The 26759-nt window shown below is 68.8% G+C and carries 25 protein-coding genes; 13 read left to right on the top strand and 12 right to left on the bottom strand.

From position 1 onward, the window contains the following. Positions 1-13: 13 nt before the first annotated feature. The 5 genes from KGQ91_RS08110 to KGQ91_RS08090 all read left to right on the top strand — a co-directional run bounded on the left by KGQ91_RS08110 (position 14) and on the right by KGQ91_RS08090 (position 3787). Positions 14-802, top strand: coding sequence for a pseudouridine synthase (locus KGQ91_RS08110; protein ID WP_163647785.1), 789 nt, complete (start codon positions 14-16; stop codon positions 800-802). Then, positions 799-1620, top strand: coding sequence for a tRNA cyclic N6-threonylcarbamoyladenosine(37) synthase TcdA (tcdA, locus tag KGQ91_RS08105; RefSeq protein WP_224420725.1), 822 nt, complete (start codon positions 799-801; stop codon positions 1618-1620). Before KGQ91_RS08110 ends, tcdA begins: the two co-directional genes overlap by 4 nt. Further along, positions 1610-1843 (top strand): DUF1653 domain-containing protein, encoded by a 234-nt coding sequence (locus tag KGQ91_RS08100; protein WP_163647787.1) that lies wholly within the window; start codon positions 1610-1612, stop codon positions 1841-1843. Before tcdA ends, KGQ91_RS08100 begins: the two co-directional genes overlap by 11 nt. A 343-nt stretch (positions 1844-2186) precedes the next feature. Beyond that, complete coding sequence (purE, locus tag KGQ91_RS08095; protein WP_224420724.1) at positions 2187-2693, top strand: 5-(carboxyamino)imidazole ribonucleotide mutase; 507 nt, start codon at positions 2187-2189, stop codon at positions 2691-2693. A gap of 2 nt (positions 2694-2695) precedes the next feature. Further along, positions 2696-3787: a 5-(carboxyamino)imidazole ribonucleotide synthase gene (locus tag KGQ91_RS08090; protein ID WP_163647789.1), complete on the top strand. Its 1092-nt coding sequence runs from the start codon at positions 2696-2698 to the stop codon at positions 3785-3787. Positions 3788-3891: 104 nt separating this feature from the next. Here the strand turns inward: KGQ91_RS08090 and bfr are convergent, their stop codons facing one another. From bfr to lptF, 4 genes are all read right to left on the bottom strand, one after another. Next, positions 3892-4368 carry a bacterioferritin gene (bfr, locus tag KGQ91_RS08085; protein ID WP_163647790.1) on the bottom strand — a complete coding sequence of 159 codons (477 nt, stop codon included), beginning with the start codon at positions 4366-4368 and terminating at the stop codon, positions 3892-3894. Positions 4369-4540: 172 nt separating this feature from the next. Continuing rightward, complete coding sequence (locus tag KGQ91_RS08080) at positions 4541-4744, bottom strand: (2Fe-2S)-binding protein (RefSeq protein ID WP_163647791.1); 204 nt, start codon at positions 4742-4744, stop codon at positions 4541-4543. 142 nt (positions 4745-4886) lie between these two features. Beyond that, on the bottom strand, positions 4887-5951 hold the full coding sequence (lptG, locus tag KGQ91_RS08075; RefSeq protein ID WP_163647792.1) for an LPS export ABC transporter permease LptG: 1065 nt from the start codon (positions 5949-5951) through the stop codon (positions 4887-4889). Then, a complete protein-coding gene (gene lptF, locus KGQ91_RS08070) occupies positions 5951-7030 on the bottom strand; it encodes an LPS export ABC transporter permease LptF (RefSeq protein WP_163647793.1) in 1080 nt (359 codons plus the stop codon). The genes lptG and lptF overlap by 1 nt, the downstream gene beginning before the upstream one ends. 203 nt (positions 7031-7233) lie before the next feature. Here lptF and KGQ91_RS08065 point away from each other — a divergent pair, with 203 nt between their 5' ends. The 4 genes from KGQ91_RS08065 to KGQ91_RS08050 all read left to right on the top strand — a co-directional run bounded on the left by KGQ91_RS08065 (position 7234) and on the right by KGQ91_RS08050 (position 14043). Next, positions 7234-8751: a leucyl aminopeptidase gene (locus KGQ91_RS08065; protein WP_224420723.1), complete on the top strand. Its 1518-nt coding sequence runs from the start codon at positions 7234-7236 to the stop codon at positions 8749-8751. A 216-nt stretch (positions 8752-8967) separates the two neighbouring features. After that, positions 8968-10065, top strand: a complete 1098-nt coding sequence (locus tag KGQ91_RS08060) for a branched-chain amino acid aminotransferase (RefSeq protein WP_224420722.1) — start codon at positions 8968-8970, stop codon at positions 10063-10065. A 274-nt stretch (positions 10066-10339) separates the two neighbouring features. Continuing rightward, a complete protein-coding gene (locus KGQ91_RS08055; RefSeq protein WP_224415564.1) occupies positions 10340-10780 on the top strand; it encodes a DNA polymerase III subunit chi in 441 nt (146 codons plus the stop codon). A gap of 422 nt (positions 10781-11202) precedes the next feature. Beyond that, the gene (locus KGQ91_RS08050; protein ID WP_224420721.1) at positions 11203-14043 is read left to right on the top strand and encodes a valine--tRNA ligase; all 2841 of its coding nucleotides are present in this window, start codon (positions 11203-11205) and stop codon (positions 14041-14043) included. Between the two features lie 45 nt (positions 14044-14088). On the opposite strand, the gene KGQ91_RS08045 is transcribed toward KGQ91_RS08050, so the two are convergent. Continuing rightward, on the bottom strand, positions 14089-15225 hold the full coding sequence (locus KGQ91_RS08045) for a GGDEF domain-containing protein (protein WP_224415566.1): 1137 nt from the start codon (positions 15223-15225) through the stop codon (positions 14089-14091). A gap of 448 nt (positions 15226-15673) precedes the next feature. Between KGQ91_RS08045 and KGQ91_RS08040 the strand changes: the two genes are divergently transcribed. After that, entirely contained in the window at positions 15674-16078 is a 405-nt protein-coding gene (locus KGQ91_RS08040) for a DoxX family protein (RefSeq protein WP_224415567.1), read from the top strand. A gap of 161 nt (positions 16079-16239) precedes the next feature. Here KGQ91_RS08040 and KGQ91_RS08035 read toward each other — a convergent pair whose 3' ends face one another. Further along, on the bottom strand, positions 16240-16926 hold the full coding sequence (locus tag KGQ91_RS08035) for a uracil-DNA glycosylase family protein (protein ID WP_163650337.1): 687 nt from the start codon (positions 16924-16926) through the stop codon (positions 16240-16242). A 206-nt stretch (positions 16927-17132) separates the two neighbouring features. Next, positions 17133-17573, bottom strand: coding sequence for a lactoylglutathione lyase (gloA, locus tag KGQ91_RS08030; RefSeq protein WP_163650336.1), 441 nt, complete (start codon positions 17571-17573; stop codon positions 17133-17135). A 132-nt stretch (positions 17574-17705) separates the two neighbouring features. Here gloA and KGQ91_RS08025 point away from each other — a divergent pair, with 132 nt between their 5' ends. Further along, a complete protein-coding gene (locus tag KGQ91_RS08025) occupies positions 17706-18242 on the top strand; it encodes a DNA-3-methyladenine glycosylase I (RefSeq protein WP_224420720.1) in 537 nt (178 codons plus the stop codon). Between the two features lie 94 nt (positions 18243-18336). Continuing rightward, entirely contained in the window at positions 18337-19662 is a 1326-nt protein-coding gene (locus KGQ91_RS08020) for a DUF2252 domain-containing protein (RefSeq protein WP_224420719.1), read from the top strand. A gap of 34 nt (positions 19663-19696) precedes the next feature. Here the strand turns inward: KGQ91_RS08020 and KGQ91_RS08015 are convergent, their stop codons facing one another. The 3 genes from KGQ91_RS08015 to metE form a co-directional block, all read right to left on the bottom strand. Further along, on the bottom strand, positions 19697-20311 hold the full coding sequence (locus KGQ91_RS08015; protein ID WP_224420718.1) for an FMN-dependent NADH-azoreductase: 615 nt from the start codon (positions 20309-20311) through the stop codon (positions 19697-19699). 100 nt (positions 20312-20411) lie between these two features. Then, entirely contained in the window at positions 20412-21176 is a 765-nt protein-coding gene (locus KGQ91_RS08010) for an MliC family protein (protein ID WP_224420717.1), read from the bottom strand. A 114-nt stretch (positions 21177-21290) separates the two neighbouring features. Then, positions 21291-23588: a 5-methyltetrahydropteroyltriglutamate--homocysteine S-methyltransferase gene (gene metE / locus KGQ91_RS08005; protein ID WP_224420716.1), complete on the bottom strand. Its 2298-nt coding sequence runs from the start codon at positions 23586-23588 to the stop codon at positions 21291-21293. A 133-nt stretch (positions 23589-23721) separates the two neighbouring features. On the opposite strand from metE, the gene KGQ91_RS08000 reads away from it, so the two are divergent. Beyond that, positions 23722-24636: a LysR family transcriptional regulator gene (locus KGQ91_RS08000; RefSeq protein WP_163650331.1), complete on the top strand. Its 915-nt coding sequence runs from the start codon at positions 23722-23724 to the stop codon at positions 24634-24636. On the opposite strand, the gene KGQ91_RS07995 is transcribed toward KGQ91_RS08000, so the two are convergent. Both KGQ91_RS07995 and KGQ91_RS07990 read right to left on the bottom strand, forming a co-directional pair. Next, a complete protein-coding gene (locus KGQ91_RS07995; RefSeq protein WP_163650330.1) occupies positions 24633-25103 on the bottom strand; it encodes a lipocalin-like domain-containing protein in 471 nt (156 codons plus the stop codon). The two genes, KGQ91_RS08000 and KGQ91_RS07995, sit on opposite strands and share 4 nt — an antisense overlap. A gap of 14 nt (positions 25104-25117) precedes the next feature. Continuing rightward, on the bottom strand, positions 25118-26755 hold the full coding sequence (locus KGQ91_RS07990) for an ATP-binding protein (RefSeq protein ID WP_163650329.1): 1638 nt from the start codon (positions 26753-26755) through the stop codon (positions 25118-25120). Positions 26756-26759 lie beyond the last annotated feature (4 nt).

Below are 26759 nucleotides of genomic sequence, written 5' to 3'. Positions count from 1 at the left end.
ACGTCTTGCCGCGATGAACGAGCCGCTGCCGATCCTCTACCGGGACGACCATCTGGTCGCCGTGCGCAAGCCCCCGGGCCTGCTGGTGCATCGCACCGCCCTGGCGCGGGGCGAGTCGCGCTTCGCCCTGCAGCTGCTGCGCGATCAGCTTTGCCAGCGCGTCTACCCGGTGCACCGCCTGGACCGGCCGACCTCCGGCGTGCTGCTGTTCGCCCTGGACGCCGACACGGCGCGGGAGCTCGGCGAGGCCTTCGCCGCGCACCGGGTGCACAAGCGCTACCTGGCGGTGGTGCGCGGTGTCGGCCCCGAACGGGACCGCCTCGACGGCCCGCTGCGCGACGAGGACGGGCCGCGCCCCAAGGCCGAGATGCCCGCCCAGCCGGCGCTCACCGAGGTGTGCCGGCTCGACAGCGTGGAACTGCCGGTGAGCGTCGACCGCTACCCGACCACGCGCTATTCACTGATGGAGGCGCGGCCGCTGACCGGACGTCGCCACCAGATTCGCCGTCATCTGTCGCGGCGCGGCTACCCGATCATCGGCGACGCCAAGCACGGCAAGGGCGTGCACAACCGCTTCTTCCGCGAGCGGCTGGACTGCCCGCGCCTGCTGCTGGCCGCCGTCGAGCTGCATGTCCGGCATCCGCGAGCCGAGGCCACCCTGTGTCTGCGCGGCGCGCTCGAACCGGACATGCAGCGGCTGTTCACGCGCTTCGGCTGGTCGGCGCATGCGCCGGGCGACGGCTACCACTGGTCCGAGGCCGCCCCGTCGGCCTCTCGCGGCATTGCCGAGGAGACGCCATGAACGACGATTACGACCTTCGCTTCGGCGGCATCCGTCGCCTCTACGGCGCCCGGGCCGCCGAGCGCTTCCGCCACGCTCACGTGGTGGTGGTGGGTGTCGGCGGTGTCGGCAGCTGGACGGTGGAGGCGCTGGCCCGCGCCGGCATCGGCCGGCTGACGCTGATCGACCTGGACGACGTCTGCGTGTCCAACGTCAACCGTCAGCTCCACGCCCTGGACGGCACCATCGGCCGCCCCAAGGTCGCGGTGCTGGCCGAGCGCTGCCGGGCGATCCATCCCGGGATCGAGGTCGTCGCCGACACCGCCTTCGTCACCCCGACCAATCTCGCCGAGCGCCTGCCCGAGGACGCCGACCACGTGGTCGACGCCATCGACAGCGTCGTCGCCAAGGCCGCGCTGATCGCCTGGTGCAAGCGCCGCAAGCTGGGCCTGACCGTCACCGGCGCCGCCGGCGGCCAGACCGACCCCACGCGCATCCGCGTCGCCGACCTGGCCCGCACCGAGCACGATCCGTTGCTGGCCAAGGTGCGCGCCCGGCTGCGCCGGGATTTCGGCTTCTCGCGCAACCCGAAACGCCGCTTCGGCGTGGAATGCGTCTATTCTGACGAGCAGCTCGTCTATCCGGGCAGCGACGGCGAGGTCTGCCTGCAGAAGCCGGGCAGCGGCGAGGCCACCCGGCTCGACTGCGCCAGCGGCTTCGGCGCGGCGACCTTCGTCACCGGCAGCTTCGGTTTCACCGCCGCCGCACGCGTACTGGCCAGGCTGGCCGCACGCCCGGCCCCGACACCCATTACCGAGGAGAGCGCCGATGTCTCGTGAATCCAGCCACCCGGTGCCGGGCATCTACCGTCACTACAAGGGGCAGACCTACGAGGTGCTCGGCGTGGCCCATCACAGCGAGACCGAGGAGCCGCTGGTGGTCTACCGGGCGCTCTACGGCGATTACGGCCTGTGGGTCAGGCCGCTTTCGATGTTCAGCGAAACCGTCGAGGTCGCCGGCGAGCCGGTGCCGCGCTTCGAGCTCGAGGCCTCTTTCATCTAGGTCCAGGGCTATGTAGATAGCTGCAACATGACTCGGTCTGATCCGTCGGCAGGTCTGCTAGGGGGCGCTGTGACCCCTTCCCTGGGCGCTACCTACGCCATCCATGGCGTAGGACCCCCTCTTCAACCTGCCCCCGGCGCCCTCATCAGAGTCAACGGCGATTGCCCTGCATCCAGACCCCGACGGCATGCCCCGAGGGCGCCGCGATGCTATAATCCGGCGCCTGCTTCGCGGGGCCTGCGCGCCCCGCCCGGATCATCCACAGACGAGCGAGCGCGTCCCGGCCGCCGGCCCCGGTTACGGTCCCGTCGGCAACGGCCCGACGCCGCAAGGGGAAAAGAGCATGAGCGCACTGGTAGGCGTCATCATGGGGTCGAAGTCCGACTGGTCGACCCTGTGCCACACCACCGAGACCCTCGACAGGCTGGGCATCGAGCATGAGGTGCAGGTGGTGTCCGCCCACCGCACCCCGGATCTGCTGTTCGACTACGCCGGCAGCGCCGCCGAGCGCGGCCTCGAGGTGATCATCGCCGGGGCCGGCGGCGCCGCTCATCTGCCCGGCATGGCCGCCGCCAAGACCGTGCTGCCGGTGCTCGGCGTGCCGGTGCAGTCGAGCATGCTCAGCGGCGTCGACTCGCTGCTGTCGATCGTCCAGATGCCCGCCGGCATCCCCACCGGTACCCTGGCGATCGGCCGCGCCGGCGCGGTCAATGCCGCGCTGCTGGCCGCGGCGATGCTCGGCAACAAGTACCCCGAGATCCGCGAACGCCTCGAGGCGTATCGCGCCGAACAGACCCGGGCCGTGCTCGACGCCCCCGACCCGCGCCCGCAGGACCAGGGAGACCAGTGATCATGCGTATCGGTATCGTCGGTGGCGGCCAGCTGGGCCGCATGCTTGCCGAAGCCGGCGCCGGCTTCGACGCCCGCTTCACCTTCCTCGACCCCGGCGAGGCGCCCTGCGCCGCACTCCACGGCGACCACCTGCGCGCCGCCTGGGACGACGCCGCCGCCCGCGAGCGACTGATCGCGGTCAGCGACGTGATCACCTTCGAGTTCGAGAACATCGACGCCGAGGTGGTCGCCCGCCTCGCCGACGAACGCCCGGCCTTCCCGCCCGCGCAGGCGCTGGCCACGGCCCGCGACCGCTGGGCCGAGAAGACCCTGTTCCGCGATCTCGACATCCCGCTCCCCCCGGTGGCGGCGATCGACAGCCAGGCCGATCTCGACGCCGCGGTGGGCGACATCGGCCTGCCCGCGGTGCTCAAGACCCGCACCCTGGGCTACGACGGCAAGGGCCAGAAGATGCTGCGCGAGGCCGGCGACGTCGCGGGCGCCTTCGCCGAGCTGGGCGGCGTGCCGATGGTGCTGGAAGGCTTCATCGACTTCGACCACGAGGTCTCGGTGATCGCCGTGCGCGGTCGCGATGGCGAGGTGCGCGTGTGGCCGCTGGCGCGCAACGAGCATCGTCAGGGCATGCTGCACTGCTCGGTGCCGCAGCCCGGGCATCCGCAGCAGGCACGCGCCGAGGACTACGCCCGGCGGGTGATGGAGCGCCTGGACTACGTCGGCGTGATGGCCTTCGAGTTCTTCGTCGCCGGCGATGGCCTGCTGGCCAACGAGATCGCCCCGCGGGTGCACAACTCCGGCCACTGGAGCATCGAGGGCGCGGTGACCAGCCAGTTCGAGAACCACCTGCGCGCCATCGCCGGCCTGCCGCTGGGCGACACCGCGCGGCTGGTCCCCTGCGCCATGCTCAACGTCATCGGTACCCTGCCCGAGCGCGACGCGGTACTCGCCATTCCCGGCACCCGCTGGCACGACTACGGCAAGGCGCCGCGCCCGGGACGCAAGATCGGCCATGTGACGGTGCTGGCCGCCGACGAGGCGCAGCTCGCCGAGCGCATCGCCGCCGTCGAGGCGCTGCTGGTCAACGAGCTGGGCTGACGCCGGAGCGCCGGAGCGCCGGAGCGCCGAAAAAACGCCGCCCCGAACGCAACGAAGGCGCCCCGCGGGGCGCCTTCGTCGTTGCACGGCCCATCCTCGGTGGTTCAGCCGGCGTCGTGCATCTGCTTCTGCAGGTAGTTCTCGATGCCCACCTTGTCGATCAGGCCGAGTTCGGTCTCGAGGGCGTCGATATGCTCCTCCTCGTCGTCGAGGATCTTGCGGAACAGGTCACGGCTGACGTAGTCGCGCACCTGCTCGCAGTGGGTAATGGCATCCAGCAGGTCGCCGCGTGCCTGGTGTTCCAGGGCCAGATCGCTCTCGAGCATCTCGCGGGTATCCTCGCCGATGCGCAGCTTGCCCAGGTCCTGAAGGTTGGGCAGGCCCTCGAGGAACAGGATGCGCTCGATCAGCTCGTCGGCATGGCGCATCTCCTCGATCGACTCGTCGTACTCCCACTTGGCCAGCGCCTTCAGGCCCCAGTCCTTGTACATCTTGGCATGCAGGAAGTACTGGTTGATCGCCACCAGCTCGTTGCCGAGCACGGTGTTCAGGTACTCGATGACCTTGACGTCGCCTTTCATGGGAATCTCCTTGCAAGCCTTGTTGTGTCACGGGCACAGCGGTACGCCGCCGACCGCGGTCGATTGGCTTCCAGTATTGCTGACAGGGTAAAAAAAGTCCAATCAGACCAACAGGTTACACACGATTCCCAAGTGCCATGAAATGACGGATGGCAACGTCAAGCAGTCTCGACTAGATCGCGTAGGCCAGGCTCGGCTCGCACTCGGCCTGCCGCGCCAGGGTATCGCGGGTGATCGCCTTGCCCATGCAGGCGCACTTGCCGCACTGCGTGGCACAGCCGGTCCGCTCGCGCACCTCACGCCAGTTGCGCGCGCCCTCGTCCACGGCCTGGCGGATGGCCCGATCGGAAACGCCCTTGCAGAGACATACGTACATGATCACACCTCGCTGGGTAATGCGATATCGAATGTAAATGATTCGCATATGTCTCCGCAACCCTCATCGTCAAAAACGATCATGACGATGAGGGCCGGCTATCAGGTCAGGGCCGGGGGCCGACCGCGCGAGGCGGGCCGGGTCAGCCGCTGCGGCGCAGCAGGTACAGCCCCAGCGCCACGCAGCCCAGGGTGGGCGCCAGCACCGCCCAGACCGGCGAGAAGCCGAACAGCGTGGAGGCCGGCGCCAGCAGGTCCTGCAGGTACTTGAACGACAGGCCGACGATCACGCCGTAGAACACCCGTGTGCCGGCGGCGACGCTGCGCAGCGGTCCGAAGACGAAGGAGGCGGCGACCAGCACCAGCGAGGCCAGGGTCAACGGCAGCAGCAGCTTCTGCCAGAAATAGAGCAGCGGCTGGGTGGCGGCCTGCCCCTGGGACTGCAGGTAGCGTGCATAGGCCCACAGCTCGCTGGGCGCCTGGCTGTCGACCGGTCGCAGCAGACGGTTGAGCTGGGCCGGCGAGAGCGAGGTGTCCCAGGCCTGACGGGGGGCATGGCGGGAGGTGGTGCCCGACTCGGTGAAACGGGTGACATCGACGTTCTCGAGCTCCCAGTGGTCGCCCTGCCAGACCGCCCGGCTGGCCTGAGTGGCGCTGAGCAGCCGCTGGCCGTCGAAGTGGTAGCGGGTCACGCCGACCACCGTGTCGTCGGCCCGAATCGCCCCGAAGCGATAGTAGTCGTCGCCTTCCCGCTGCCAGCCGCCACGCTCGCTGAGCACCGCCCCGGCGCCTTCCATCTGCTCCAGCCGCCAGGCCTTGGCGAACTGCTCGGTGCGCGGGCTGACGAACTCGGCGATCAGCAGCAGGATGGCGACGATCAGGATGAGCGGCTTCATCGCCCCCCAGAGAATCCGCGTCAGCGAACGTCCCGCGGCACGAATCACCGTCAGCTCGTTGCTCGAGGCCATGCTGCCCAGCCCGATCAGCGAGCCGATCAGCACTGCCACCGGCGCGTACTGGTAGAAGCGCCAGGGCAGCTGCAGCCCGCGGTAGAACAGCACGTCGAGGGTCGAGTAGCCCCCCTCGACGTCGTTGAGGTCGTTGATGAAGCTGATCACCAGGTCGAGCCCCAGCAGCACCAGTTGCACCACCAGGATGGCGCCCAGCACGTTGCGGGCGAGGTAACGGTCGAAACGATCGGCCAGCATCAGCGTCCTCCCGCCAGTTGCGAACGTCGGGTCAGCCACAGCCCCAGCAGCAGGTAGCCGAGATGGATGGGCCACATGCCGATCGTCGGCGACAACGAGCCGCGGCCGATGGCATCCAGCGCGGCCAGCAGCAGGCTCAGGTAGCTGATGTGCAGGAAGATCGCCGGCAGCAGCCGGGCGAAGCGGCCCTGGCGGGGATTGACCCGCGACAGCGGCAGCGCCAGCAGCGTGAGGATGGGCACCATCAGCGGCAGGCTCGCGCGCCACTGCAGCTGGGCCTGGGCCTGGACGTCGCCACGCGCGATCAGCGTCGGTGTCGAGGCGTACCTGGCATCGTCGAGGGTGGCCATCTCGGCGGCCCGCGACAGCCGCACGGCATAGGTCTCGAAGTCCAGGCGCTCGGCCACGTTGCGCCCCGGCGCGACGCTGTAACGCCGGCCGTTCTTCAGCACCAAGAAGCGACTGCCGGTATCGGGATCGGTGGTCTGGTAGCCGCCCTCGGCACGCGTCACCACGGTTTCCGGGGTGCCGTCGCCGCGCCGCTGGCGCTCGCTGATGAACACGTCCTGCATGCGCGTCTTGTCGTCGTTGAAGTCGCGGGTGTAGGCCGTGCGGCCGTCGCCGAAGTCCTGAAAGCGCCCGGGCTGCAGGGCCGAGAAATCCAGGCGGCTCTGCTGCTCCTCGATCAGCATGGCGTTCTGGCGCGCCCCCGTGGGGGTCAGCCACAGGCTGCACGCCGCCACCAGCAGCGTGACCAGCAGCGCCGGCAGCATGGTCACCTTGAGCAGCCGGTTGGGGCTGACCCCGCAGGCGACGAGCACGGTAATCTCGCTGTTGAGATAGAGCTGGCCGTAGGCCAGCAGGATGCCGAGAAAGAACGCCAGCGGCAGGATCAGCTCGAGAAAGCTGGGCATGTGCAGCAGCATCAGCGTACCCAGTAGGCTGACCGGAATCTCGCCGGCGGCGGCATCCGAGAAATAACGGATGAAGCGACTGCCCATGATCACCAGCAACAGCACGCCGGCGACGGCCGCCATGGTGATCAGGATTTCGCGAATCAGATAACGAAAGATAATCAAAGCGGTCTCCCTCAGGGCGCGTTTACGATAGCACGTCCCGTCGCCGGCGCGCTCACGACGTCCATGCAATGCCGCAGCGCTTTGCGTACACTGGGAATTCGGCCGGCCGCGCTCGACGCCGCCGGCATTATCCCGATTCCCCGGGGCGCTGTCTCGTCACGGGCGGCGATCCCCGTCAGTACCCCCAGCCCTGTGGAGACGCCATGGAATTTTCTGTTCTCACCGTCAATCCGGCCAAGGTGGAGACGGCCTGTCTCGTGGTGCCGGTGTTCAAGGACGGCGACCTGCTCCCGGCCGCCGCCAAGCTCGACGACGCCAGCGAACGGCTGATCGGCCAGCTGATCGAGCGCGGCGACTTCGACGCCGGGCTCGGCAACGTGCAGTTGATTCCCTTCGCGCCGGGCCTGGCCGCCGAACGCCTGCTGCTGGTCGGCCTCGGCGAGCGCGACAAGTGCCACGAGGGCAATTTCCGCAAGGCCCTCGATGCCACCTTCCCGGCACTGGCCAAGCTGCCCGTCGACGAGGCGGTGGTCGCCTTCAACGACGTGCCGGTCAATGAGCGCGACGCGGCCTGGAAGGCCCGCATGGTCGGCGAGGCCACGCTGCGCGCCCTGTATCGCTTCACCGAGTTCAAGTCGGAGCCTGCCCCGGCCTCACGGCTGGCCAAACTCGGCCTGCTGGTCACCGACAGCGCCGAGGCCGACGCCGCCCGCCAGGGCGCACAGGTCGGCCAGGCCGTTGGCGAGGGCATCAACTATGCCCGCACCCTGGGCAACCTGCCCGGCAACGTCTGCACGCCCCGCTACCTTGCCGCCCAGGCCGAGGAGCTCGGCAAGACCTCCGCCGGCGCGCTGAGCGTCGAGATCCTCGACGAGGCCGCCCTGGAGGAACTGGGCGCCCACTCGCTGCTCTCCGTGGGTCGCGGCAGTGATGAACCCTCGCGGCTGATCGTCATGAAGTACCAGGGCGCCGAGGACCCCGAGGAAGCCCCCCACGTGCTGGTCGGCAAGGGCATCACCTTCGATTCCGGTGGCATCTCGCTCAAGCCCGGCGCGGGCATGGACGAGATGAAGTTCGACATGTGCGGTGCCGCCAGCGTGTTCGGTACCGTCAAGTCGGTTCTTGCCATCCGCCCGAAGATCAACTTGGTGGCGATCGTCGCCAGCGCCGAGAACATGCCCGATGGCCGCGCCACCAAGCCCGGCGACATCATCAAGACCCTCAAGGGGCTGTCGGTGGAAGTGCTCAACACCGACGCCGAGGGTCGCCTGGTGCTGTGCGACGCCCTGACCTATGCCGAGCGCTTCACGCCGGCCAGCGTGGTCGACATCGCCACCCTCACCGGTGCCGCCATCATCGCGCTGGGCCATCACGCCACCGGCCTGATGGCCAACGACGACGACCTGGCGCTCGACCTGCTCGACGCCGGCGAGACCGCCTGGGACCGCGCCTGGCACCTGCCGCTGTGGGACGAGTATCAGGAGCAGCTGGACTCCAACTTCGCCGATCTGGCCAACGTCGGCGGGCGCCCGGCGGGCACCATTACCGCCGGTTGCTTCCTCTCGCGCTTCACCGACCACTACCCGTGGGCGCATCTGGACATCGCCGGTACCGCCTGGAGCAGCGGCAAGGAGAAGGGCGCCAGTGGCCGGCCGGTGGGGCTGTTGACCCAGTACCTGCTGGATCGCGAGGCCGAGTCGGTCGTCTCCGAAGAGGAGTGAGGCTTCGCAGCCAGCCATTTGCGTGCTAACGTCCTCGTGACGCGCTGCGGGCCGGGCTTTCCCGGCCCGCAGCGTTTGTGTCATTCTCGACAGCATCCACGGCACCGCCCTGCCCGGTCCTCCCCGACCACCTCCGAGCGGTGTCCGAACGAAACCCGCAACGCGTAACGACCGCCGGGCAGCCCGCCCCGGCCATCACAGCTACGGAGACCTCCGGTGACCACTTCAGGCTTCGACATCCGGCCTACCGCCCACCCCACGGATCCCGCCATCCGCGAGCAGATTCTCGGCAACGCCGGCTTCGGCCGCTACTTCACGGACCACATGGCCCATATCCGCTGGACGGCGGACGCCGGCTGGCACGGCCGCGAAGTCCGTCCCTACGGGCCGCTGACCCTCGATCCGGCCGCTGCCGTGCTGCACTACGGCCAGGAGATCTTCGAGGGCGTCAAGGCCTACCGGCATGCCGACGGCTCGGTGTGGACCTTCCGTCCGGAGAAGAACGCCGAACGCTTCCGTGCCTCCGCCCGCCGCCTGGCGCTGCCCGAGCTGTCCGACGAGGACTTCATCGGCTCGCTGAAGGCCCTGCTCGCCCAGGACAGCGCCTGGGTGCCGACCCCGCGCGACGGCGAGGAAACCAGCCTCTACCTGCGTCCGTTCATGATCGCCAGCGAGACCTTCCTCGGCGTGCGGCCCTCGAAGGAGGTCGACTACTACGTGATCGCCTCACCGGCCGGCGCCTACTTCAAGGGCGGCGTCAAGCCGGTGTCGATCTGGCTGTCGTCCAACTACAAGCGCGCCGCCCCGGGCGGCACCGGTTATGCCAAGTGCGGCGGCAACTACGCCGCCTCGCTGGCCGCGCAGAAGGAAGCCGAGGCGCACCAGTGCGACCAGGTCGCCTTCCTCGATGCGGTCGAGAACCGCTGGATCGAGGAACTCGGCGGCATGAACCTGTTCTTCGTCTACAAGGACGGGCGCATCGTCACCCCGCAGCTCACCGGCACCATCCTCGAGGGCGTGACCCGCGACTCGATCCTCGAACTCGCGCGCGAGGAAGGCCTGACCCCGGAAGAGCGCCACATCAGCATCGACGAGTGGCGCGAGGGGGCGGCCTCCGGCGAGCTGGTCGAGGTCTTCGCCTGCGGTACCGCCGCGGTGGTCACCCCGGTCGGCGAGCTGGTCAGCGAGGACGAGCGTCTGCGCCTTTCCGGCGACAACGGCGGCGAATACGCCAAGCGCCTGCGCACCCGCCTGCTCGACCTGCAGTACGGTCGCAGCGAGGACAAGCGCGGCTGGCTGACCCGGCTGGCGTAAGCGGCTTTCCCTGCCCCCGGCAAGACGGCCTTCCCGGGGGCAAGGCAGCCACCTCACTCCCAAGACTCCGAGATAAAACGCCGACGAGCGAAGGCCAGGGCTAGGCCCGTTCCCTACGGGCCAACGCACTTCCCACATCCATGTGGGTTGCAAGGCAAAAATCGGCGAGAGAGCGGAGTTTACAGGTTGTTAAATGAGCATCTTGACCGCGCTCGCGTACGAGCCGATTTTTAACGCTGCATGGCCGAGCGCAGTCCGTTTTAGACGGAGTCTCATGACCCACGTCGATTTCTACATCCTACCCGACACCACCCTCGAGGCGCGTCTCGACTTCGCCTGCCGGCTGGCCGAGACCATCCACCGCAAGGGCTACCGGCTGCACATTCACACCCGCGACGAAGCCATGGCCCGCGACATGGACGAGCGGCTGTGGACCTTCAAGCCCGAGAGCTACCTGCCCCACGGCCTGCTCGCCGATGCCATCGCGCCGACGCCGCCGGTGACCCTGGGCTGGGAGTCGCCCCCCGACCCCGGGCCCGACAGCCCGCCCATCGAGGCGATGCTCAACCTCGATGACGCCATTCCCGAGTGGTTCTCGCGCTTCGAGCGGGTCGCCGAGATCATCAACCAGCATCAGGCCGTGCTCGAGGCCAAGCGCGAATGCTGGCAGACCTACAAACAGCGCGGATACCCGGTCAAGGCCCACAAGCTCTAGCCGTGATCTCTCACCAGATTGTTCATCCGGAGCCTGGCCGTGAGAGCGACGTCAGTCGCGAGGGGCGGCCACCGGGCTCCGCCATCGGGGATGAATCCCCTCCCACAAGACCCTCAATCAGGCCGGCCAGCATGGCCGAGCGACTGTGGGAGCGACTTCAGTCGCGATGAAGCCGCCATCGGGGATAAATCCCCGCCCCACGATACCCCGGCGGGCCCGTCAGCCTGAATGACCACCTCCCGATTAGTCGGGTGGGGCTTCCCGTGAACAACCGGGTGGGTTTACACAGCCCGACTCTCCCATGACGTTGCCGGCCACGGACGCTATAATCGGGCCCATTTTTCCTCACGCCTGCGATCGGTGGCGCGCCGCGACAAGCGAGGCCGCGCTCGGTCGACCCGGCACCGTCAGACAGAGCGCTCATGGACAAGACCTACCAACCCGAACAGATCGAAACCCGCTGGTACCAGCGCTGGGAAGCCGACAACCGCTTCGCGCCCTCGGGCGAGGGTCAGCCCTTCTCGATCATGATCCCGCCGCCCAACGTCACCGGCAGCCTGCACATGGGGCATGCCTTCCAGGACACCATCATGGACACCCTGGTGCGCTACCAGCGCATGAAGGGCCGCAACACCCTGTGGCAGGTGGGCACCGACCACGCCGGCATCGCCACCCAGATGCTGGTCGAGCGCAAGGTCGCCGCCGAGGAAGGCAAGAGCCGCCACGACCTGGGCCGCGAGGCGTTCACCGACAAGATCTGGGAATGGAAGCAGGAGTCCGGCGGCCACATCACCCGCCAGCTGCGTCGCATGGGCGCCAGCGTCGACTGGACGCGGGAGCGCTTCACCATGGACGACGGCTTCTACAAGGCGGTGCAGGAGGTCTTCGTGCGGCTGTTCGACGAGGGCCTGATCTACCGCGGCAAGCGGCTGGTCAACTGGGATCCCACGCTGCACACCGCGATCAGCGACCTCGAGGTCGAGAACAAGGAGCAGCAGGGCCAGTTCTGGCACTTCCGCTACCCGCTGGCCGACGGCGCGAGAACCGACGCCGGGCTCGACCACCTGGTGGTCGCCACCACCCGCCCGGAGACCCTGCTCGGCGACACCGGGGTGGCGGTCAACCCGGACGACCCGCGCTATGCCTCGCTGATCGGCAAGTTCATCGAGCTGCCGCTGGTCGGCCGGCGCATTCCCGTCGTCGCCGACGAGCACGCCGACATGGACAAGGGCTCGGGCTGCGTGAAGATCACCCCGGCCCACGACTTCAACGACTACGAGGTCGGCAAGCGCCAGGGGCTCGCGCTGATCAACGTCATGACCCCCGAGGCCACCATCCGCGAGCGCGCCGAGGCCTTCGACCTGCAGGGTCGCCCACGTGACGACATCGATCCCGCCCTGCCGGCCGCCTACGCCGGGCTCGATCGCTACGCCGCCCGCGAGCGCATCGTCGCCGACATGGAGGCCGCGGGGCTGCTCGAGAAGACCGAGACGATCACCAACACACTGCCCTATGGCGACCGCAGTGGCGACGTCATCGAGCCGCTGCTCACCGACCAGTGGTTCGTCGCCGTCGAGACGCTCGCCAAGCCCGCCATCGAGGCGGTCGAGAACGGCGATATCCAGTTCGTGCCGAAGAACTACGAGAACATGTACTTCGCCTGGATGCGCGACCTGCAGGACTGGTGCATCTCGCGCCAGCTGTGGTGGGGCCATCGCATCCCGGCCTGGTACGATGCCGAGGGCAACGTCTACGTGGCGCGCAGCGAGGCCGAGGCCCGCGACAAGTACGGCCTGGCCGCCGACGTGGCGCTGGCCCAGGACGAGGACGTGCTCGACACCTGGTTCAGTTCCGGGCTGTGGACCTTCGGCACCCTGGGCTGGCCGGAACCCACGCCCGAACTCGCCACCTTCCACCCCTCCAGCGTGCTGGTCACCGGCTTCGACATCATCTTCTTCTGGGTCGCGCGGATGATCATGATGACCCTGAAGTTCACCGGCGAGGTGCCCTTCAGGCAGGTCTACGTCCACGGTCTGGTGCGTGACGCCCAGGGCCAGAAGATGTCCAAGTCCAAGGGCAACGTGCTCGACCCCATCGACCTGATCGACGGCATCGACCTGGACAGCCTGGTGGCCAAGCGCACCGGCAACATGATGCAGCCGCAGAAGGCCAAGGCGATCGCCAAGGCCACCCAGGCCGAGTTCCCCGAGGGCATCGAGCCCCACGGCACCGACGCGCTGCGCTTCACCTTCCTGTCGCTGGCCACCACCGGGCGTGACGTCAAGTTCGACATGGGCCGTCTCGACGGCTTCCGCAACTTCTGCAACAAGCTGTGGAACGCCTCGCGCTACGTGCTGATGAACACCGAGGGCGAGGACGTCGGGCTCGACGGCGAGGTCGAGCTGTCCCTGGCCGATCGCTGGATCGTCTCGCGGCTGCAGCGCACCGAGCGCGAGGTCACCCGCACGCTCGACGACTACCGCTTCGACCTGGCCTCCCAGGCGCTCTACGAGTTCGTCTGGAACGAGTACTGCGACTGGTACCTGGAGCTCTCCAAGCCGGTGCTGTGGGACGACAACGCCTCGCCGGCCGCCAAGCGCGGCACGCGACGCACCCTGGTGCGCGTGCTCGAGGCCATCCTGCGCCTGGCGCACCCGATGATGCCGTTCATCAGCGAGGAAATCTGGCAGCGCGTGGCGCCGCTGGCCGGCACGGCCGCCGAGGGCGCGTCGCTCATGACCCAGCCCTGGCCGCAGGCCGACGACGCCCGCCTCGACGAGACCGCCGAGCGCGATATCGAGTGGCTCAAGGGCGTGATCGTCGCGGTGCGCAACATCCGCGCCGAGATGAACCTGGCTCCCGGCAAGCCGCTCGACGTGCTGCTGACCAAGGGCGGCGACGCCGATCGCGAGCGGCTCGTGGCCAATCGTCGCTTCCTCGCCAAGCTGGCCAAGCTGGACAGCGCCGAATGGCTCGACGACCCCGCCGAGGCACCGCTCGCCGCCACCCAGCTGGTCGGCGACATGGAGGTGCTGGTGCCGATGGCCGGGCTGATCGACAAGGACGCCGAGCTCAAGCGCCTGGGCAAGGAGCTCGACAAGCAGGACAAGTTCATCGGCGGACTCGAGAAGAAGCTCGGCAACGAGAGCTTCGTTGCCAAGGCGCCCGCCGAGGTGGTCGAGAAGGAGCGCGCCAAGCTGGCCGAGGCCCAGGCCAGCCGCCAGGTGCTCGCCGAGCAGCGCGACAAGATCGCCGCCCTGTAGCCCCGACCCTGCCGGCCCGGCCGCCTCTGGCCGGGCCGGAGGCGCTCACGAGCGTGACGGTGCGAAGGCCAGCGGCATCTCCCGCATGGCCTCGCGGGCGGCGGGGGATTCGATGTCGTGGCCGCAGACCCGATTGCGCCCGCTGCGCTTGGCGGCATACAGCCGCTGGTCGGCCAGCGCCACCAGGGCATCGAGGTCGGCGGCTTCCCGCGGCACCGCCACGCCGATGCTCACCGTCAGGGACAGCGTGCCGTGGCTCTGCGTCTCGTAGGGCGTGTCGCTCACGCAGGCCCGCAGACGCCGGGCCACGCCCATCGCCTCCTCGCGATCCATGCCCTGCAGCACGGCGATGAACTCCTCGCCGCCGTAGCGGCCCAGCATGTCCTCGTCACGCAGATTGAGACGCAGGCACTCGACCACATGGCACAGCGCGCGGTCGCCGCACTTGTGGCCGTAGGTATCGTTGATGCGCTTGAAATGATCGATGTCCAGCATCAGCAGGGCAAAGGGCGCACCGTCGAACTGAGCACGCTCGACGGCCTTGAGGGCCGCACGCCGGTTGTAGACGCCGGTCAGGGCATCGTGATTGGCCTGACGCCGGTAGCTGACCTCGAGACGCTCGGTCACGCCCTCGAGCTGGCGCAGGATCACGCCGAACAGCACGCTCACCGTGGCCAGGTTCACCACCAGCACGGCATTAGCCACGCCGGGCGCCAGCATGCCCCCGGACGCGCCGTCACGCACCAGCTGCCAGGCGGTCAGCGTCAGCACCCCGGTGCTGACCAGCCACTTCAGGCGCTGGTCGAGGGCGCTGATGTAGGTGATCAGCAGGGTCAGGGCGAAATACAGCTCGAAGCCCCGGCCGCTGCCGTAGACCTGCAGGGCCGAGAGCATGTGGACGGTCATCATCCCCAGCAGCAGCAGCACGGCACTGCTCATGTAGCCGCGCCGGTGGATCTCGCGGGCCACCAGCGTCACGGCAAGGCCGACCAGCGACACCGCCAGCAGCCGCCGGCTGCCCAGCAGCCAGAACAGCGGGATCAGGTCGACGACGTAGGTGATGATGGCGATCAGGTAGAGTCGCGACAGCGTATGGAAGTAGCGCTGTCGTTCGGGGGGCAGGGCACGCACCGGCAGCATGCGCGCCAGCCGAGCCTGCAAAGGACGGAAGATGCCTCGCATGGAAAGTCCCTTTCTCCTTCCACCGGCCTCGTGCCGGCGGCTGCTTCCTCGTGGCGACCGGGCCGTACGAGGAGCCTCATGGTCCGAATGCTCGATGTCGTCGTGGTGTCACGGACGTCCTTGCCCGGTGGCCCGCGACGACGCATCACGCCTGGCGATGCGACGAGTCTTCGGTTGCGATGTCGTTCTCTGTTCTCTGGTGCCCGGTCTCTTGTGTCCGGATCAGATACGCCCTGCCACTTCGCCCGGCAGGACGCGCCGTCGAGGTACGGCACGCTCGACGGTCCTTAGGGTAGCCGCTCGGTCCCGGCTTTTGTAGGGGCTCGGGGGATTTTGTTCGCGCCGCCCGACGGCGTTGTCTCGTCGTGGAAAGCGTGGCTGGGCCCGGTGACCCAATCATGGAATAGTAGGACGTCACATCAGCCCACCACTCACGGCGAGGAACTCGATGCGCAACGCCCTCCACAACGACGCCCTCGGCAAGCTGCTGCTGCGGCTCGGCCTCGGCGGCCTGATTCTCCTGCACGGAATCGCCAAGCTGCTGCACCCCGCCACGCTCAACTGGATCGGCGGGCTCGTCGCCGATCACGGCCTGCCCACCGTCCTGGCCTACGGCGTGCTGGTCGGCGAGGTGGTGGCGCCGCTGATGGCGATCCTCGGCTGGCAGACGCGCATCGCCGGTGTGCTGATGGCCGGCAACATGATCGTCGCCATCGCCCTGGTGCATACCGGGCAGCTGCTGAGCCTGAGCGATCAGGGCGGCTGGGCACTGGAACTGCAGGGGATGTACCTGATCGGCGCTCTCGCTTTGATCCTGCTGGGTAGCGGGCGGCTGGCGATCCGCCCCGACTAGGCATTGTCTGAAAACTGTCTGCGCTCGGCCATACTGCGTTAAAAATCAGCTCAAAATGCTCATTTACACCCCGTAAACTCCGCCTTTTCGCTGATTTTTGCCTTGTCTGACCTTCGCTCGTCGACTTTTCAGACAGTGCCTAGGCTCGCCACACGGCCGGTTCAGCCCAGCCGGCGCGCGGCATCGAGTGATTCCAGGCGTGCCGCCAGCAGGTCCGGAAAGCGCCGGTACCAGGTCTGGTTGAGCGGCGAGGGATGCGGCAGCGGATACAGCCGGAAGGTCGCCGCGTGGCCGTTCTCCAGCTGCAGGGGAGTGTCGTGATGGGTCTCGAAGCGGTCGTCGCGCTTCCAGAACGCGTCGAGCGCCTGGCGCGTCTCGCGGGACTGGTTGATGCCGAACCACAGGAAGGCCTCGCGGCCCAGGGTGATCAGTTCGCGTCCCTGCCAGTGATCCACCAGCACCGCGGCCATCAGCGGCTGGAAGCGGCGCTTGACCGCCATCGGCCAGGCCTTGTTGCCGAGCGGCTTGTAGGGCACGGTGTTGGCCCAGAAGGCCAGCCGGCCGACCTCGCGCGAGGCCTCGAAGTCCGGCAGTGCCGCACCGTGGATCGCCCGGTACAATCCCTCGCGGACCTTCTGCCCGCCGGCGCCGATGAACGGCTCGCCCCAGCGCACCTCCTGCTCCCCCGGGTCACGCCCGAAGAAACCGATCGGGGCCTCGCGCGGGCCAAGGCCGATGATCGGCTCGCACGGGTCGCGGTCGTACTTCTCGTAGACCGCGACATCGATGCCCTCCAGCCCCGTCGCCTCGCGGCGAAAGGCGGCGTGCAACGCGTCATCCAGCTGCATGCGCTCCTCCCCGATCCTGAACCAATACCCAGAGGGTGTTTGCAAATGTTACGAGCGACGGCCAGGCAAGGAAAAATCAGCCGAAATAGCGGACCGGGCTCGCGCACGAGTTTACGAGCCTGTAAATGAGCACTATTGACCGGGCTCGCGCGCGAGGCTGATTTCGACGCAGCATGGCCTAGCGCAGTAGTTTGCAAGCACCCTCTTTACCAGCTGCCGGTATTCTCCATGGAAGCCCACGGCTCGCGCGGCGCCAGGGCCTCGCCCTTCTGCAGCAGCTCGATGGAGATGCCGTCCGGCGAGCGCACGAAGGCCATGTGGCCGTCGCGCGGCGGGCGGTTGATGGTCACGCCGTTGGCCTGGAGATGCTCGCACAGGGCGTAGATGTCCTCGACCCGATAGGCCAGATGGCCGAAGTTGCGGCCGCCGCTGTAGTCCTCGGGGTCCCAGTTCCAGGTCAGCTCGACCATTGCCGTGCCTTCCTCGCGCGCCCGCGCCTCGTCCTCGGGTGCCGCGAGGAAGACCAGCGTGAAGCGCCCCTTCTCGCTCTCCTTGCGGCTGATCTCCTTGAGTCCCAGCAGGTTGCAGTAGAAGTGCAGCGACGCCTCGAGGTCGCTGACCCGAACCATGGTGTGCAGATACTGCATGTTCACGTTCCTCCGTGGTGGGCTGCCGGGAACGGCTTTTCCCGGCGACGCGTTCTGGGGCATGATGCCCGATGACGGCCGCCGCGTCACACGGGCGGCCCGGGCACCTTCATTCGCGATGCGGAAACCGCCATGGCCGACTACTGTGACCTGGCCCCCGGCCACCCCTACCACGGGCCCTACCATGACCGGGAGTACGGCTTCCCGGTCGCCGATGACGACACCCTGTTCGAGCGCCTGGTCCTGGAGATCAACCAGGCGGGGCTGTCGTGGCTGACGGTGCTCAAGAAGCGCGAGGCCTTCCAGACGGCCTTCGACGGCTTTCAGGTCGCCCGGGTCGCCGCCTACGACGCGGCCGAACGCGAACGTCTGCTCGGCGATGCCGGCATCATCCGCAACCGCCGCAAGGTCGACGCCGCGATCCACAACGCCGGCGTGGTGCAGGCCCTGCAGGCCGAGCACGGCAGCTTCAAGGCCTGGCTGGACGCCCATCACCCGCGTTCGCTCGCCGAGTGGACCCGGCTGTTCCGGCGGACCTTCCGCTTCACCGGCCCGGAAATCGTCAACGAGTTCCTGATGAGCACCGGCTATCTGCCCGGCGCCCATCGCGAGGACTGCCCGGTTCACGCTCGCGCTCTCGCCCATCGCCCGCCCTGGGCCGCGGCCTGACACGGACGCCGACACACGCCGGTCATCCGCCTGAGCTAGACTCCCTGTCCGCACCGCCGCCCCAGGCGGCCGCCACCTTTCAGGAATCGATCGCATGTCACAGCCCCTGACCCTGCACAACCGGCCCCGCCAGGTGATCGACGCCATCACCCGGGCCAACGCGGGCCTCGACGCCGCCGACCGCGAGGCCAAGTATGCCAAGCTGGCCGCCTCGCCCTACCGCTTCTTCCGCGGCACCAACCACCTCTACTGGGACGACGTGTGGCATGACTGGCGCGTCGCGCTGTTCGGCGGCACGCCCGAGACCCAGACCTGGCTGCAGGGCGACGCCCATGCCTACAACTTCGGCGCCTACGGCCACCACGACGATCGCGTGCGCTACGGCATGGACGACTTCGACGACGCCCTGATCGGCGACTACCAGTACGACGTCTGGCGCCTGGCGATCAGCGTGGTGCTCGACGCCCGGGAGAACGTGGGGCTGTCCGCCAAGGCCACGCGCAAGGCGGTCGCCACCCTGCTCGCCCACTATCAGGCCGAGCTGGCCCGCCACCGCGAGGGCGAGATCCCCGAGGCCGTCAACCTCGATACCGCCAAGGGCGTGCTCAAGGGCTTTCTCGGCGACGTCGCCGCCAGGAACAGCCGGGCGCGCATGCTCGGCAAGTGGACCCGGCGCGACGGCGAGGGGCGTCGCTTCGCCGACCGCCCCAACAAGCTGGCCGGCCTGCCGGCCGACAAGGCCAGCCAGCTGCGCAAGGCGGTGGAGACGGAATACCCGCAGACCCTGTCCGGCGGCGCCGCCAACCAGGGCGCGGCGCACTTTCGCGTCAAGGACCTGGCGCGCCGCCTCGACGCCGGCACCGGCTCGCTGGGGCTGGAACGCTATTACGTGCTGATCGAGGCCGACGAGGCCCACGGCCACGACGACGTGATCCTCGACATCAAGCAGCAGACACCGCCGGAGGGCTGGCGGCTGATGGACCGCGCCGAGAAGCGCGCCTGGCGCGCCGCCTTCCCGCACGAAGGCATTCGCCACGCCGCCGCCTTCCATGCCATCGCCGAGCATCCCGACCCGTACCTGGGCTGGCTGCATCTCGGCGAGACGGTGTTCTCGGTGCGCGAGCGCTCGCCGTTCAAGGCCGACTACCCGACCCACAAGATCGACGCCGGCAAGCCCTACCGCAAGCTGGTCCGCCAGTGGGGGCGGATCCTCGCCCGCGAGCACCTGCGCGGCTCACGCTCGCTCAATCCCGACGACCCGGGCCGTTTCGCCCGCCACGTCTGCCACCACCTGGAAGGCCGGCTGGACGCCTTCACCGACCTGGTCATCACCCTGGCGATGCGCTATGCCGACTGCGTCGCCCAGGACCACCGCACCTTCGTCGCATCACGCGCCGGAAACGACGATGCCGGGCGCTGAGGCCCGGCATCGCTGGCGATAGACGGCGCGCTGATTACAGGCGGTCAACCAGCGCATCGATCGCCTGGTGCGCCTCGCCCAGCGCACTCTCACGTGCCTCGTCGCCCATCGCCAGCCCCTCGGCATACACGAACTCGACGTCGCCGATGCCCATCAGCCCCAGCATGTGGGTGAGGTGCGGCGTCTGTGAGTCGAGCGGCGTGCCGGCATACTGACCGCCGCGGGCGGCGAGCACCAGGGCGCGCTTGCCCTCGACCAGCCCCTGCGGGCCATTCTCGGTGTAGCGGAAGGTGCGACCGGCGCGCAGCACGCGGTCGAACCAGGCCTTGAGCTGCGAGGGAATGCCCAAGTTGTACAGCGGCGCCGCCAGCACGATCACGTCATGCGCGAAGAACTCCTCGAGCAGCGTCTCGGAACGCGCGGCCAGCTCACGCTGGGCGGCATCGCGCTCGGCCGGCTCGATCATCCAGCTGCCCAGCTCGGCACCGTCCAGGTGGGGCAGCGCATCGCTCACCAGGTCACGCTCGGTGATGGTCACGCCGCCGCGACGCTCGGCCTGCGCCCTGAAGTGGGCCGCCAGGCCTCGTGACTGGCCGTTGTCGCCGAGAATCGAACTGTTGAGCAGCAGTACCCTGGTCGGTGTGGTCATGGCTCCGGTCTCCTGATGAATGGATCATGCCGCCCATGTTACTTGGCTTTTTTGCAATGAGAATCGCAAAAAACTCCGCCAACCATTCGATGAAATCGACTCAAGGCGAGCGCTCGATGCCCTGCCCGCAGCCCTGCAGGACCCGCTCGGGAGTCTCGATGCGCACCCGCACCGGATAGGGCTTGCCGCTCATCGCGTCGAAGCAGGCCCGCGCCCGCAGGCGCACGGTGATCGGCTCGCCGTTGTCGTGGGCACGCAGGGTGACACGGGCCTGCTCGCCGTTGTCGAGACCGAGCAGCTGATAGCTCAGGGTGCGCGCCTTTTCGCCATACTCGGTCACCAGGTGCAGGCGGGCGGCACGGCGGTCCAGGTCCAGCGTCCAGCCCGGCTCGTTGCCCACGGCGTGGAAGATCGAGTCGGGATGATCGGCCCGCGTCAGGGTCCGGCGATGCACGTCCTCATGGCACTCCAGGCGGCCGTTGTCGCTCTCCACCAGCGCCTTGTCGCCCTTGTTCCAGAACGACAGGTCACCCTTGACATAGCGGGCGCCCGAGGCCACCACCGCCGGGTCGAGCCGGTAGTGGCCCTGGCCCGACCACAGTCGCAGGTGATCCTCGGGAAACGCCGCGATCAGGTCCTGAGCCGGGGTGCAGCGCCAGGCGATGAAGGCATCGGCCCCGTCGGCGAAGAAGGCCGAGGGCAGCAGCGGAGACGCGGGCACATCGGCCGTGTCGGCCGACGCCTCCCCGGAGGCCAGATCGGACACCGCCGGCGGCGGCGAGCCGGGCTGGCGGACGGCACAGCCGGCCAGGCCCAGCGGGCCGGCAAGCATCAGGAAAAGCAGCGAGGCAGGAATGAGGCGCATGATGACTCCCGTCGGATGAAAGCGATGCGATCGGGACTATCTTATCAGTCATCGTGCAAGCGGCGACGCCCGGCCGCACACCGGCGACCGGGCGTCGCGCTCGACCGGCCTGGCTCAGCCGAAACGCCGGCGCAGCACCCCGGCGGCCTCGACCATCGCCGCCAGCGCCGGTTCGACCTCGGCCCAGCCGCGGGTCTTGAGGCCGCAGTCCGGGTTGACCCACAACCGCTCGGCGGGGATCTTCTCGGCGGCCTTCGCCATCAGCGCCACCATCCAGTCCACCTCGGGAATGTTCGGCGAATGGATGTCGTAGACCCCCGGGCCGATCTCGTTGGGATAGGCGAAGTCCTGGAAGGCGTCGAGCAGTTCCATGTCCGAACGCGAAGTCTCGATGGTGATCACGTCGGCATCCAGCGCGGCGATCGCGGCGATGATGTCGTTGAACTCCGAATAGCACATGTGGGTATGAATCTGCGTCGCGTCGCGGGCCACCGCCGCGCTCAGCCGGAAGCAGTTCACCGCCCAGTCGAGATAGCCCTGCCACCCGCTCTGGCGCAGCGGCAGCCCTTCGCGCAGCGCCGGCTCGTCGATCTGGATCACGCCGATGCCCGCGGCCTCGAGATCGGCGACCTCGTCGCGCAGCGCCAGGGCGATCTGCCGGCAGGTGGTCTCGCGGGGCTGGTCGTCACGCACGAAGGACCACTGCAGGAGGGTCACCGGACCGGTGAGCATGCCCTTCATCGGCCGGTCGGTGAGCGACTGGGCGTACTCGCTCCAGGCCACGGTCATCGGCCGCGACCGGCTGACATCGCCGACGATCACCGGCGGCTTGACGCAGCGCGAGCCGTAGCTCTGCACCCAGCCGAAATCGGTGAAGGCGAAGCCGTCGAGCCGCTCGCCGAAGTATTCGACCATGTCGTTGCGTTCCGGCTCGCCGTGAACCAGCACGTCGAGACCCAGCGCCTCCTGGCGCTCGACGGCATGGGCGATTTCCTCGCGCATGCGCGCCTCGTAGGCCTCGCGGCTCAGCTCGCCACGCTTGAAGGCGAGCCGGGTCGTGCGAATCCCGGCGGTCTGCGGGAAGGAGCCGATGGTGGTGGTGGGGAACAGCGGCAGCTCGAGCCGGGCATGCTGTGCGCGGGCCCGCTCGGGATAGGGGCTGGTCCGGCGGGCGTCCGCGGGGCGCAGCGCCGCGAGACGCTCGGCGACGGCCGACCGATGGATGCGCGTGGAGCGGCGGCGGGCGTCCAGCGCCGCGGTGGCCGCCTCGAGCGCGGCCCGGTCGGCGTCATCGCCGCGGTTGTCGACCAGCCGCGCCAGGGTGGCCACCTCGTCGAGCTTCTGGCGGGCGAAGGCCAGCCAGCTCTTGAGCTCGGGGTCGAGGCGTGTCTCGCTGTCGAGGTCCACCGGCACATGCAGCAGCGAACAGGACGGCGCCAGCCACAGCCGCTCGCCGAGGCGCATGCGGGCGGTGGCCAGACGCTCGCGCAGTGCCGCCAGATCGGCGCGCCAGATGTTGCGGCCGTCGATCGCCCCCACCGAGAGGATCTTGTAGGCCGGCAGGCGGTCGAGCACCCGCTCGAGCTGGTCCGGGGCCCGCACGCAGTCGATGTGCAGGGCGTCGACCGGCAGCCCGGTGGCCAGGCCCAGGTTGTCGCCCAGATCCTCGAAGTAGGTGGCCAGCAGCAGCCGGACCGGCGCCGACTGCAGCCGGTGGTAGGCCGTCTCGAAGGCCTGCTGCCAGTCCCGCGGCAGGTCCTGGACCAGCGCCGGCTCGTCGAGCTGCACCCATTCGACGCCCTGCTCGGCCAGCCGCGCGAGGATCTCGCCGTAGACCGTGACCAGTTCGTCGAGCCGCGCGAGGCGCTCGAGGCCCGCCTCACGGCTCTTGGCCAGCCACAGCCAGGTCAGCGGGCCCGTCAGCACCACCTTGACCGGATGGCCGGTGGCCAGGGCCTCGTCCACCTCGTCGAACAGCCGGGTGCCGGCAAGACGCAGTGGCTGATCCCGGTACAGCTCGGGGACCAGGTAGTGATAGTTGGTGTCGAAGTACTTGGTCATCTCGCAGGCCGCCGCCGGCGTGCCGGTCGGCGCCCGGCCGCGGGCCATGCGGAAGGCGGTGTCGAGCGATACGTCGCCGCGCGCCACCTCGTCCTCGGCGCCGAAGCGCGGCGGTACCGCACCGACCAGCACGGAGACATCGAGCACCTGATCGTAGAAGGCGAAGTCGCCCACGGTGATGAAGTCCAGCCCGGCGTCGCGCTGCGCCTGCCAGTGGCGCGCACGCAGCTCGCGGCCGGTGGCCTCGAGTGCGGCCGCGTCGATCTCGCCCTTCCAGTAGGCCTCGACGGCACGCTTGAGTTCGCGATGTGCCCCGATGCGGGGATATCCCAGGGTATGAGCCAGCGTCATGATTATTCCTTGCCGTCGTGAACCGGTAAAATGTGAACAGGTTTCGCCATTCGCGTTGACGGCAAGTCTCACTGGCCACGCAAGGTGAATCAAACTAAATTAACTAATCATCAACGTGAGTGGCTTTCATGTCATGCTCGAGCTTCGTCATCTCCGCACCCTGATTGCCCTGCGCGATGCCGGCTCGCTGGTCGAGGCCGCCGAGCGGGTCCACCTCACCCAGTCCGCCCTGTCGCACCAGATCAAGGACCTCGAGGAGCGCCTCGGCAATCCCTTGTTCCTGCGCAAGACACGCCCGGTGGCCTTCACCCGCAGCGGCGAACGCCTGCTGGCGCTGGCCGACCAGATCCTGCCCCAGGTGCGCATGGCCGAACGCGACCTGGCGCGCCTGGCCGGCGACGAACAGGGGCGGCTGCACATGGCCATCGAGTGCCACAGCTGCTTCCAGTGGCTGATGCCGACCATCGACCGCTTCCGCGATCACTGGCAGGAGGTCGAGGTCGACATTCCCAGCGGCCACAACTTCGACCCGCTGCCGGCACTCGCCCGGGAACAGCTCGACCTGGTGATCACCGCCGACCCGCAGCCGCTGGCCGGCGTGCACTACGAGCCGCTGTTCCGCTACGAGGGATTGCTGGCGGTGGCCAAGCAGCACCGCCTGGTGGACCGGCCCTACGTGACGCCGGCGGACCTGGCCGAGGAGACGCTGATCACCTACCCGGTGGAACATGCCCGGCTCGACGTCTTCACCCAGTTTCTCGACCCCGCCGGGCTGGCGCCGCGCGAGGTGCGCACCGCCGAGCTGACGATCATGATGATGCAGCTGGTGGCCAGCGGCCGCGGCGTCTGCGCCCTGCCCAACTGGGCGCTGACCGAGTATCTCGAGCGCGACTATGTGCGGGCGCTGCCGCTGGGCGAGCACGGCGTGTGGAGCACGCTGTTCGCGGCGATCCGCGAGGACACCCGCGAGCTGCCGTGGATGGAGGATTTCCTGCGCACCGCCCGCGAGACGTCATTCGCGGTGCTGTCGGGGATCAAGCCGGCTTAGGCTTGTCCTGAAAACCCGGGAATGTCGCGGGTCCATTCGAGAAGGGTCGTGTAGCCGCCCCCGGGCAGCTGCGGGCTGGGCTCCTCGGTGGTCAGCCTCAGGCGCCCGGTGTCGAACGATACGTCGCGGGTCAGGCGGGTGCCCTCCCAGAACGGCAGGCTGGCGATGTCGACGTCATGGTGCACCGCCTCCCCCTCCAGCGCCCAGTGCCCGCCATAGGCGAAGCCGCTCTGGAAGTGGGCGGCCAGGCTGGCCTCGCTGGTCGGATCGAGCGGTGGCCGCCGGCCGGCGGCCACCTGCACCGCCATGCGCGCCGGGCGGCCCGCGGCATCCACCAGATAGAGCAGCCGGCCCCGCGCCTCGCCCAGCGGGGCCAGTTCGCGCCCGTCGGCCCAGCGGTGGACGAAGCGTGCCAGCCGCCAGGCACCCGCCAGCTCAGCGACACTCACGGTCTTCTCAGGGGACATGGGATTTCCTCGGATCAGGTGACGGGGCCCTTGCGCACGACCTGGGTGGTGACCGGCAACAGCAGGCTGAAGCGGGCGCCGCCCAGCCTCGGACTGTCGTCGACCACCACGCTGCCGCCGTGCCAGAGCATGATCTTCTGGACGATCGACAGGCCCAGGCCGTAGCCGCCGGAGCGCCGCGTGCGGCTGTCGTCGAGCCGGGCGAACGGCTTGAAGACCTCCATGCGATGCCCTTCCGGCACCCCGGGACCGTCGTCCTCGACATCCAGGCGCACGGCCCGGGCATCCTGGGAGAGGTGAATCAGCACCCGGCCCTCGGCATGCCGACAGGCGTTGGCCACCAGGTTCTGCAGCGCCCGCTGCAGGTAGCGCGGCTCGGCGACCACCTCGACCTCCGCGCCCGGCGCCACCGACAGCCGGATCCGCGGATGCAGCGGCGCCAGGGCCTCGACGACCCGTTCGGCCATCGCCCGGCAGTCGACGCTGTCGGTTTCCAGGCGCACGCCGCTGGCGTTGTCGCTGCCCAGCCGGGCGTAGGTGAGGATCTCGTCGATGAGCTGGTCGAGTTCCTCGATATCGTTGTCGATGCCCTCGAGCTGGCGGCGCACCGCCTCCTGCTCGGTCATGTCGTCGACCATCTGCACGGCGAAGCGGATCCGCGCCACCGGCGTGCGCAGCTCGTGGGAAACCGCCCGGATCATCTCCTGCTGGGCGCGGATCAGCGACTGCACCTGCGCCGCCATACCGTTGAAGGCCATGCCCAGCCGGCCCATGAAATCGCTGCTGTCGACCTTGACGCGGGTGTCCAGGTAGCCGCCGGCGATGCGCGTCGCCGCCTTCTCGAGGCGCGCCATGCGCGCCTCGACGCCACGCACGATCAGGTAGATGGCGCCGGCCAGCAGCATCAGCGAGATCAGCACCAGCCCCAGGGTCAGGGTCAGCGGCATGGTGTCGAAGGCATGCACCGGCCCCACCTGCAGCCAGCGCGTGCCGGTGCCCTCGTCGCCCAGCGAGAGAAGCCGGGCATGGGCCGACAGGCTGCGCTCGACGGGCTCCAGGCGCAGCACCACCTCGCCGCCGCGCAGCCGCTCGGCCTGGCGCTCGTCGAGATCCTCGGGCGGGTCGGGGCTCAGGGTGATGGGCAGCGACTGCTTGTCGACCAGCGCCTGCAGGCGCCGGTCGGGGTCGGGTACCGACTCGAGCCAGCCGCGCAGGCTGTCGACCAGCCCGCGCATCTGCTGCTCGGTCAACTGCTCGAACATCGCCTCGAGGATCACGGCTTCACCGGGCACCTGCCGCCACAGGTGCCAGGTCCCGTGGCCGTCCCTCTCGACCAGCGGGCGCCCCTCCTGCAGCCGGGCACGCTGGAAGTAATTGATGTCGAGGGTATCCGACCCATGCAGGATCAGGGCGATGTTGAGGCGCTCGCTCTGGCGCTCGAGCCAGGCGGGGCGTTCAAGGGGCGCGACCTCGCCGACCAGGGTCGAGAGCAGCACCATGGGTGCACTGGCCAGGCGCTCGCGATAGTGCTCGCGACGCACCTGGTCGACCACCAGATAGCCCAGCATCGCCAGGCCGAAGGTCAGCACCAGCGCCAGCAGCAGCGCGGCGTAGACCCGCAGGAAGGTGCTGTCGGCCAGCATCCGGCGCATGGCG

Origin of the sequence: Modicisalibacter tunisiensis, assembly GCF_020148005.1 — a bacterium.
GTDB classification, from domain to species: Bacteria; Pseudomonadota; Gammaproteobacteria; order Pseudomonadales; family Halomonadaceae; genus Modicisalibacter; species Modicisalibacter tunisiensis.
Note: the sequence above shows the minus strand (reverse complement) of the source record. Positions and strands in the feature narration are given on the sequence as shown.

Bases quoted from the DNA above. Each gene is read 5' to 3' on its own strand.
- KGQ91_RS08015 (WP_224420718.1), bottom strand. From the start codon at position 20,311: ATGACCACACCGACCAGGGTACTGCTGCTCAACAGTTCGATTCTCGGC.
- KGQ91_RS08020 (WP_224420719.1), top strand. From the start codon at position 18,337: ATGTCACAGCCCCTGACCCTGCACAACCGGCCCCGCCAGGTGATCGAC.
- KGQ91_RS08025 (WP_224420720.1), top strand. From the start codon at position 17,706: ATGGCCGACTACTGTGACCTGGCCCCCGGCCACCCCTACCACGGGCCC.
- KGQ91_RS08010 (WP_224420717.1), bottom strand. From the start codon at position 21,176: ATGCGCCTCATTCCTGCCTCGCTGCTTTTCCTGATGCTTGCCGGCCCG.
- metE (WP_224420716.1), bottom strand. From the start codon at position 23,588: ATGACGCTGGCTCATACCCTGGGATATCCCCGCATCGGGGCACATCGC.
- KGQ91_RS08065 (WP_224420723.1), top strand. From the start codon at position 7,234: ATGGAATTTTCTGTTCTCACCGTCAATCCGGCCAAGGTGGAGACGGCC.
- KGQ91_RS07990 (WP_163650329.1), bottom strand. From the start codon at position 26,755: ATGCGCCGGATGCTGGCCGACAGCACCTTCCTGCGGGTCTACGCCGCG.
- KGQ91_RS08055 (WP_224415564.1), top strand. From the start codon at position 10,340: ATGACCCACGTCGATTTCTACATCCTACCCGACACCACCCTCGAGGCG.
- KGQ91_RS08100 (WP_163647787.1), top strand. From the start codon at position 1,610: ATGTCTCGTGAATCCAGCCACCCGGTGCCGGGCATCTACCGTCACTAC.
- KGQ91_RS08035 (WP_163650337.1), bottom strand. From the start codon at position 16,926: ATGCAGCTGGATGACGCGTTGCACGCCGCCTTTCGCCGCGAGGCGACG.
- KGQ91_RS08090 (WP_163647789.1), top strand. From the start codon at position 2,696: ATGCGTATCGGTATCGTCGGTGGCGGCCAGCTGGGCCGCATGCTTGCC.
- KGQ91_RS07995 (WP_163650330.1), bottom strand. From the start codon at position 25,103: ATGTCCCCTGAGAAGACCGTGAGTGTCGCTGAGCTGGCGGGTGCCTGG.
- bfr (WP_163647790.1), bottom strand. From the start codon at position 4,368: ATGAAAGGCGACGTCAAGGTCATCGAGTACCTGAACACCGTGCTCGGC.
- KGQ91_RS08080 (WP_163647791.1), bottom strand. From the start codon at position 4,744: ATGTACGTATGTCTCTGCAAGGGCGTTTCCGATCGGGCCATCCGCCAG.
- KGQ91_RS08045 (WP_224415566.1), bottom strand. From the start codon at position 15,225: ATGCGAGGCATCTTCCGTCCTTTGCAGGCTCGGCTGGCGCGCATGCTG.
- KGQ91_RS08110 (WP_163647785.1), top strand. From the start codon at position 14: ATGAACGAGCCGCTGCCGATCCTCTACCGGGACGACCATCTGGTCGCC.
- tcdA (WP_224420725.1), top strand. From the start codon at position 799: ATGAACGACGATTACGACCTTCGCTTCGGCGGCATCCGTCGCCTCTAC.
- lptG (WP_163647792.1), bottom strand. From the start codon at position 5,951: ATGCTGGCCGATCGTTTCGACCGTTACCTCGCCCGCAACGTGCTGGGC.
- gloA (WP_163650336.1), bottom strand. From the start codon at position 17,573: ATGCAGTATCTGCACACCATGGTTCGGGTCAGCGACCTCGAGGCGTCG.
- KGQ91_RS08050 (WP_224420721.1), top strand. From the start codon at position 11,203: ATGGACAAGACCTACCAACCCGAACAGATCGAAACCCGCTGGTACCAG.
- KGQ91_RS08000 (WP_163650331.1), top strand. From the start codon at position 23,722: ATGCTCGAGCTTCGTCATCTCCGCACCCTGATTGCCCTGCGCGATGCC.
- KGQ91_RS08040 (WP_224415567.1), top strand. From the start codon at position 15,674: ATGCGCAACGCCCTCCACAACGACGCCCTCGGCAAGCTGCTGCTGCGG.
- purE (WP_224420724.1), top strand. From the start codon at position 2,187: ATGAGCGCACTGGTAGGCGTCATCATGGGGTCGAAGTCCGACTGGTCG.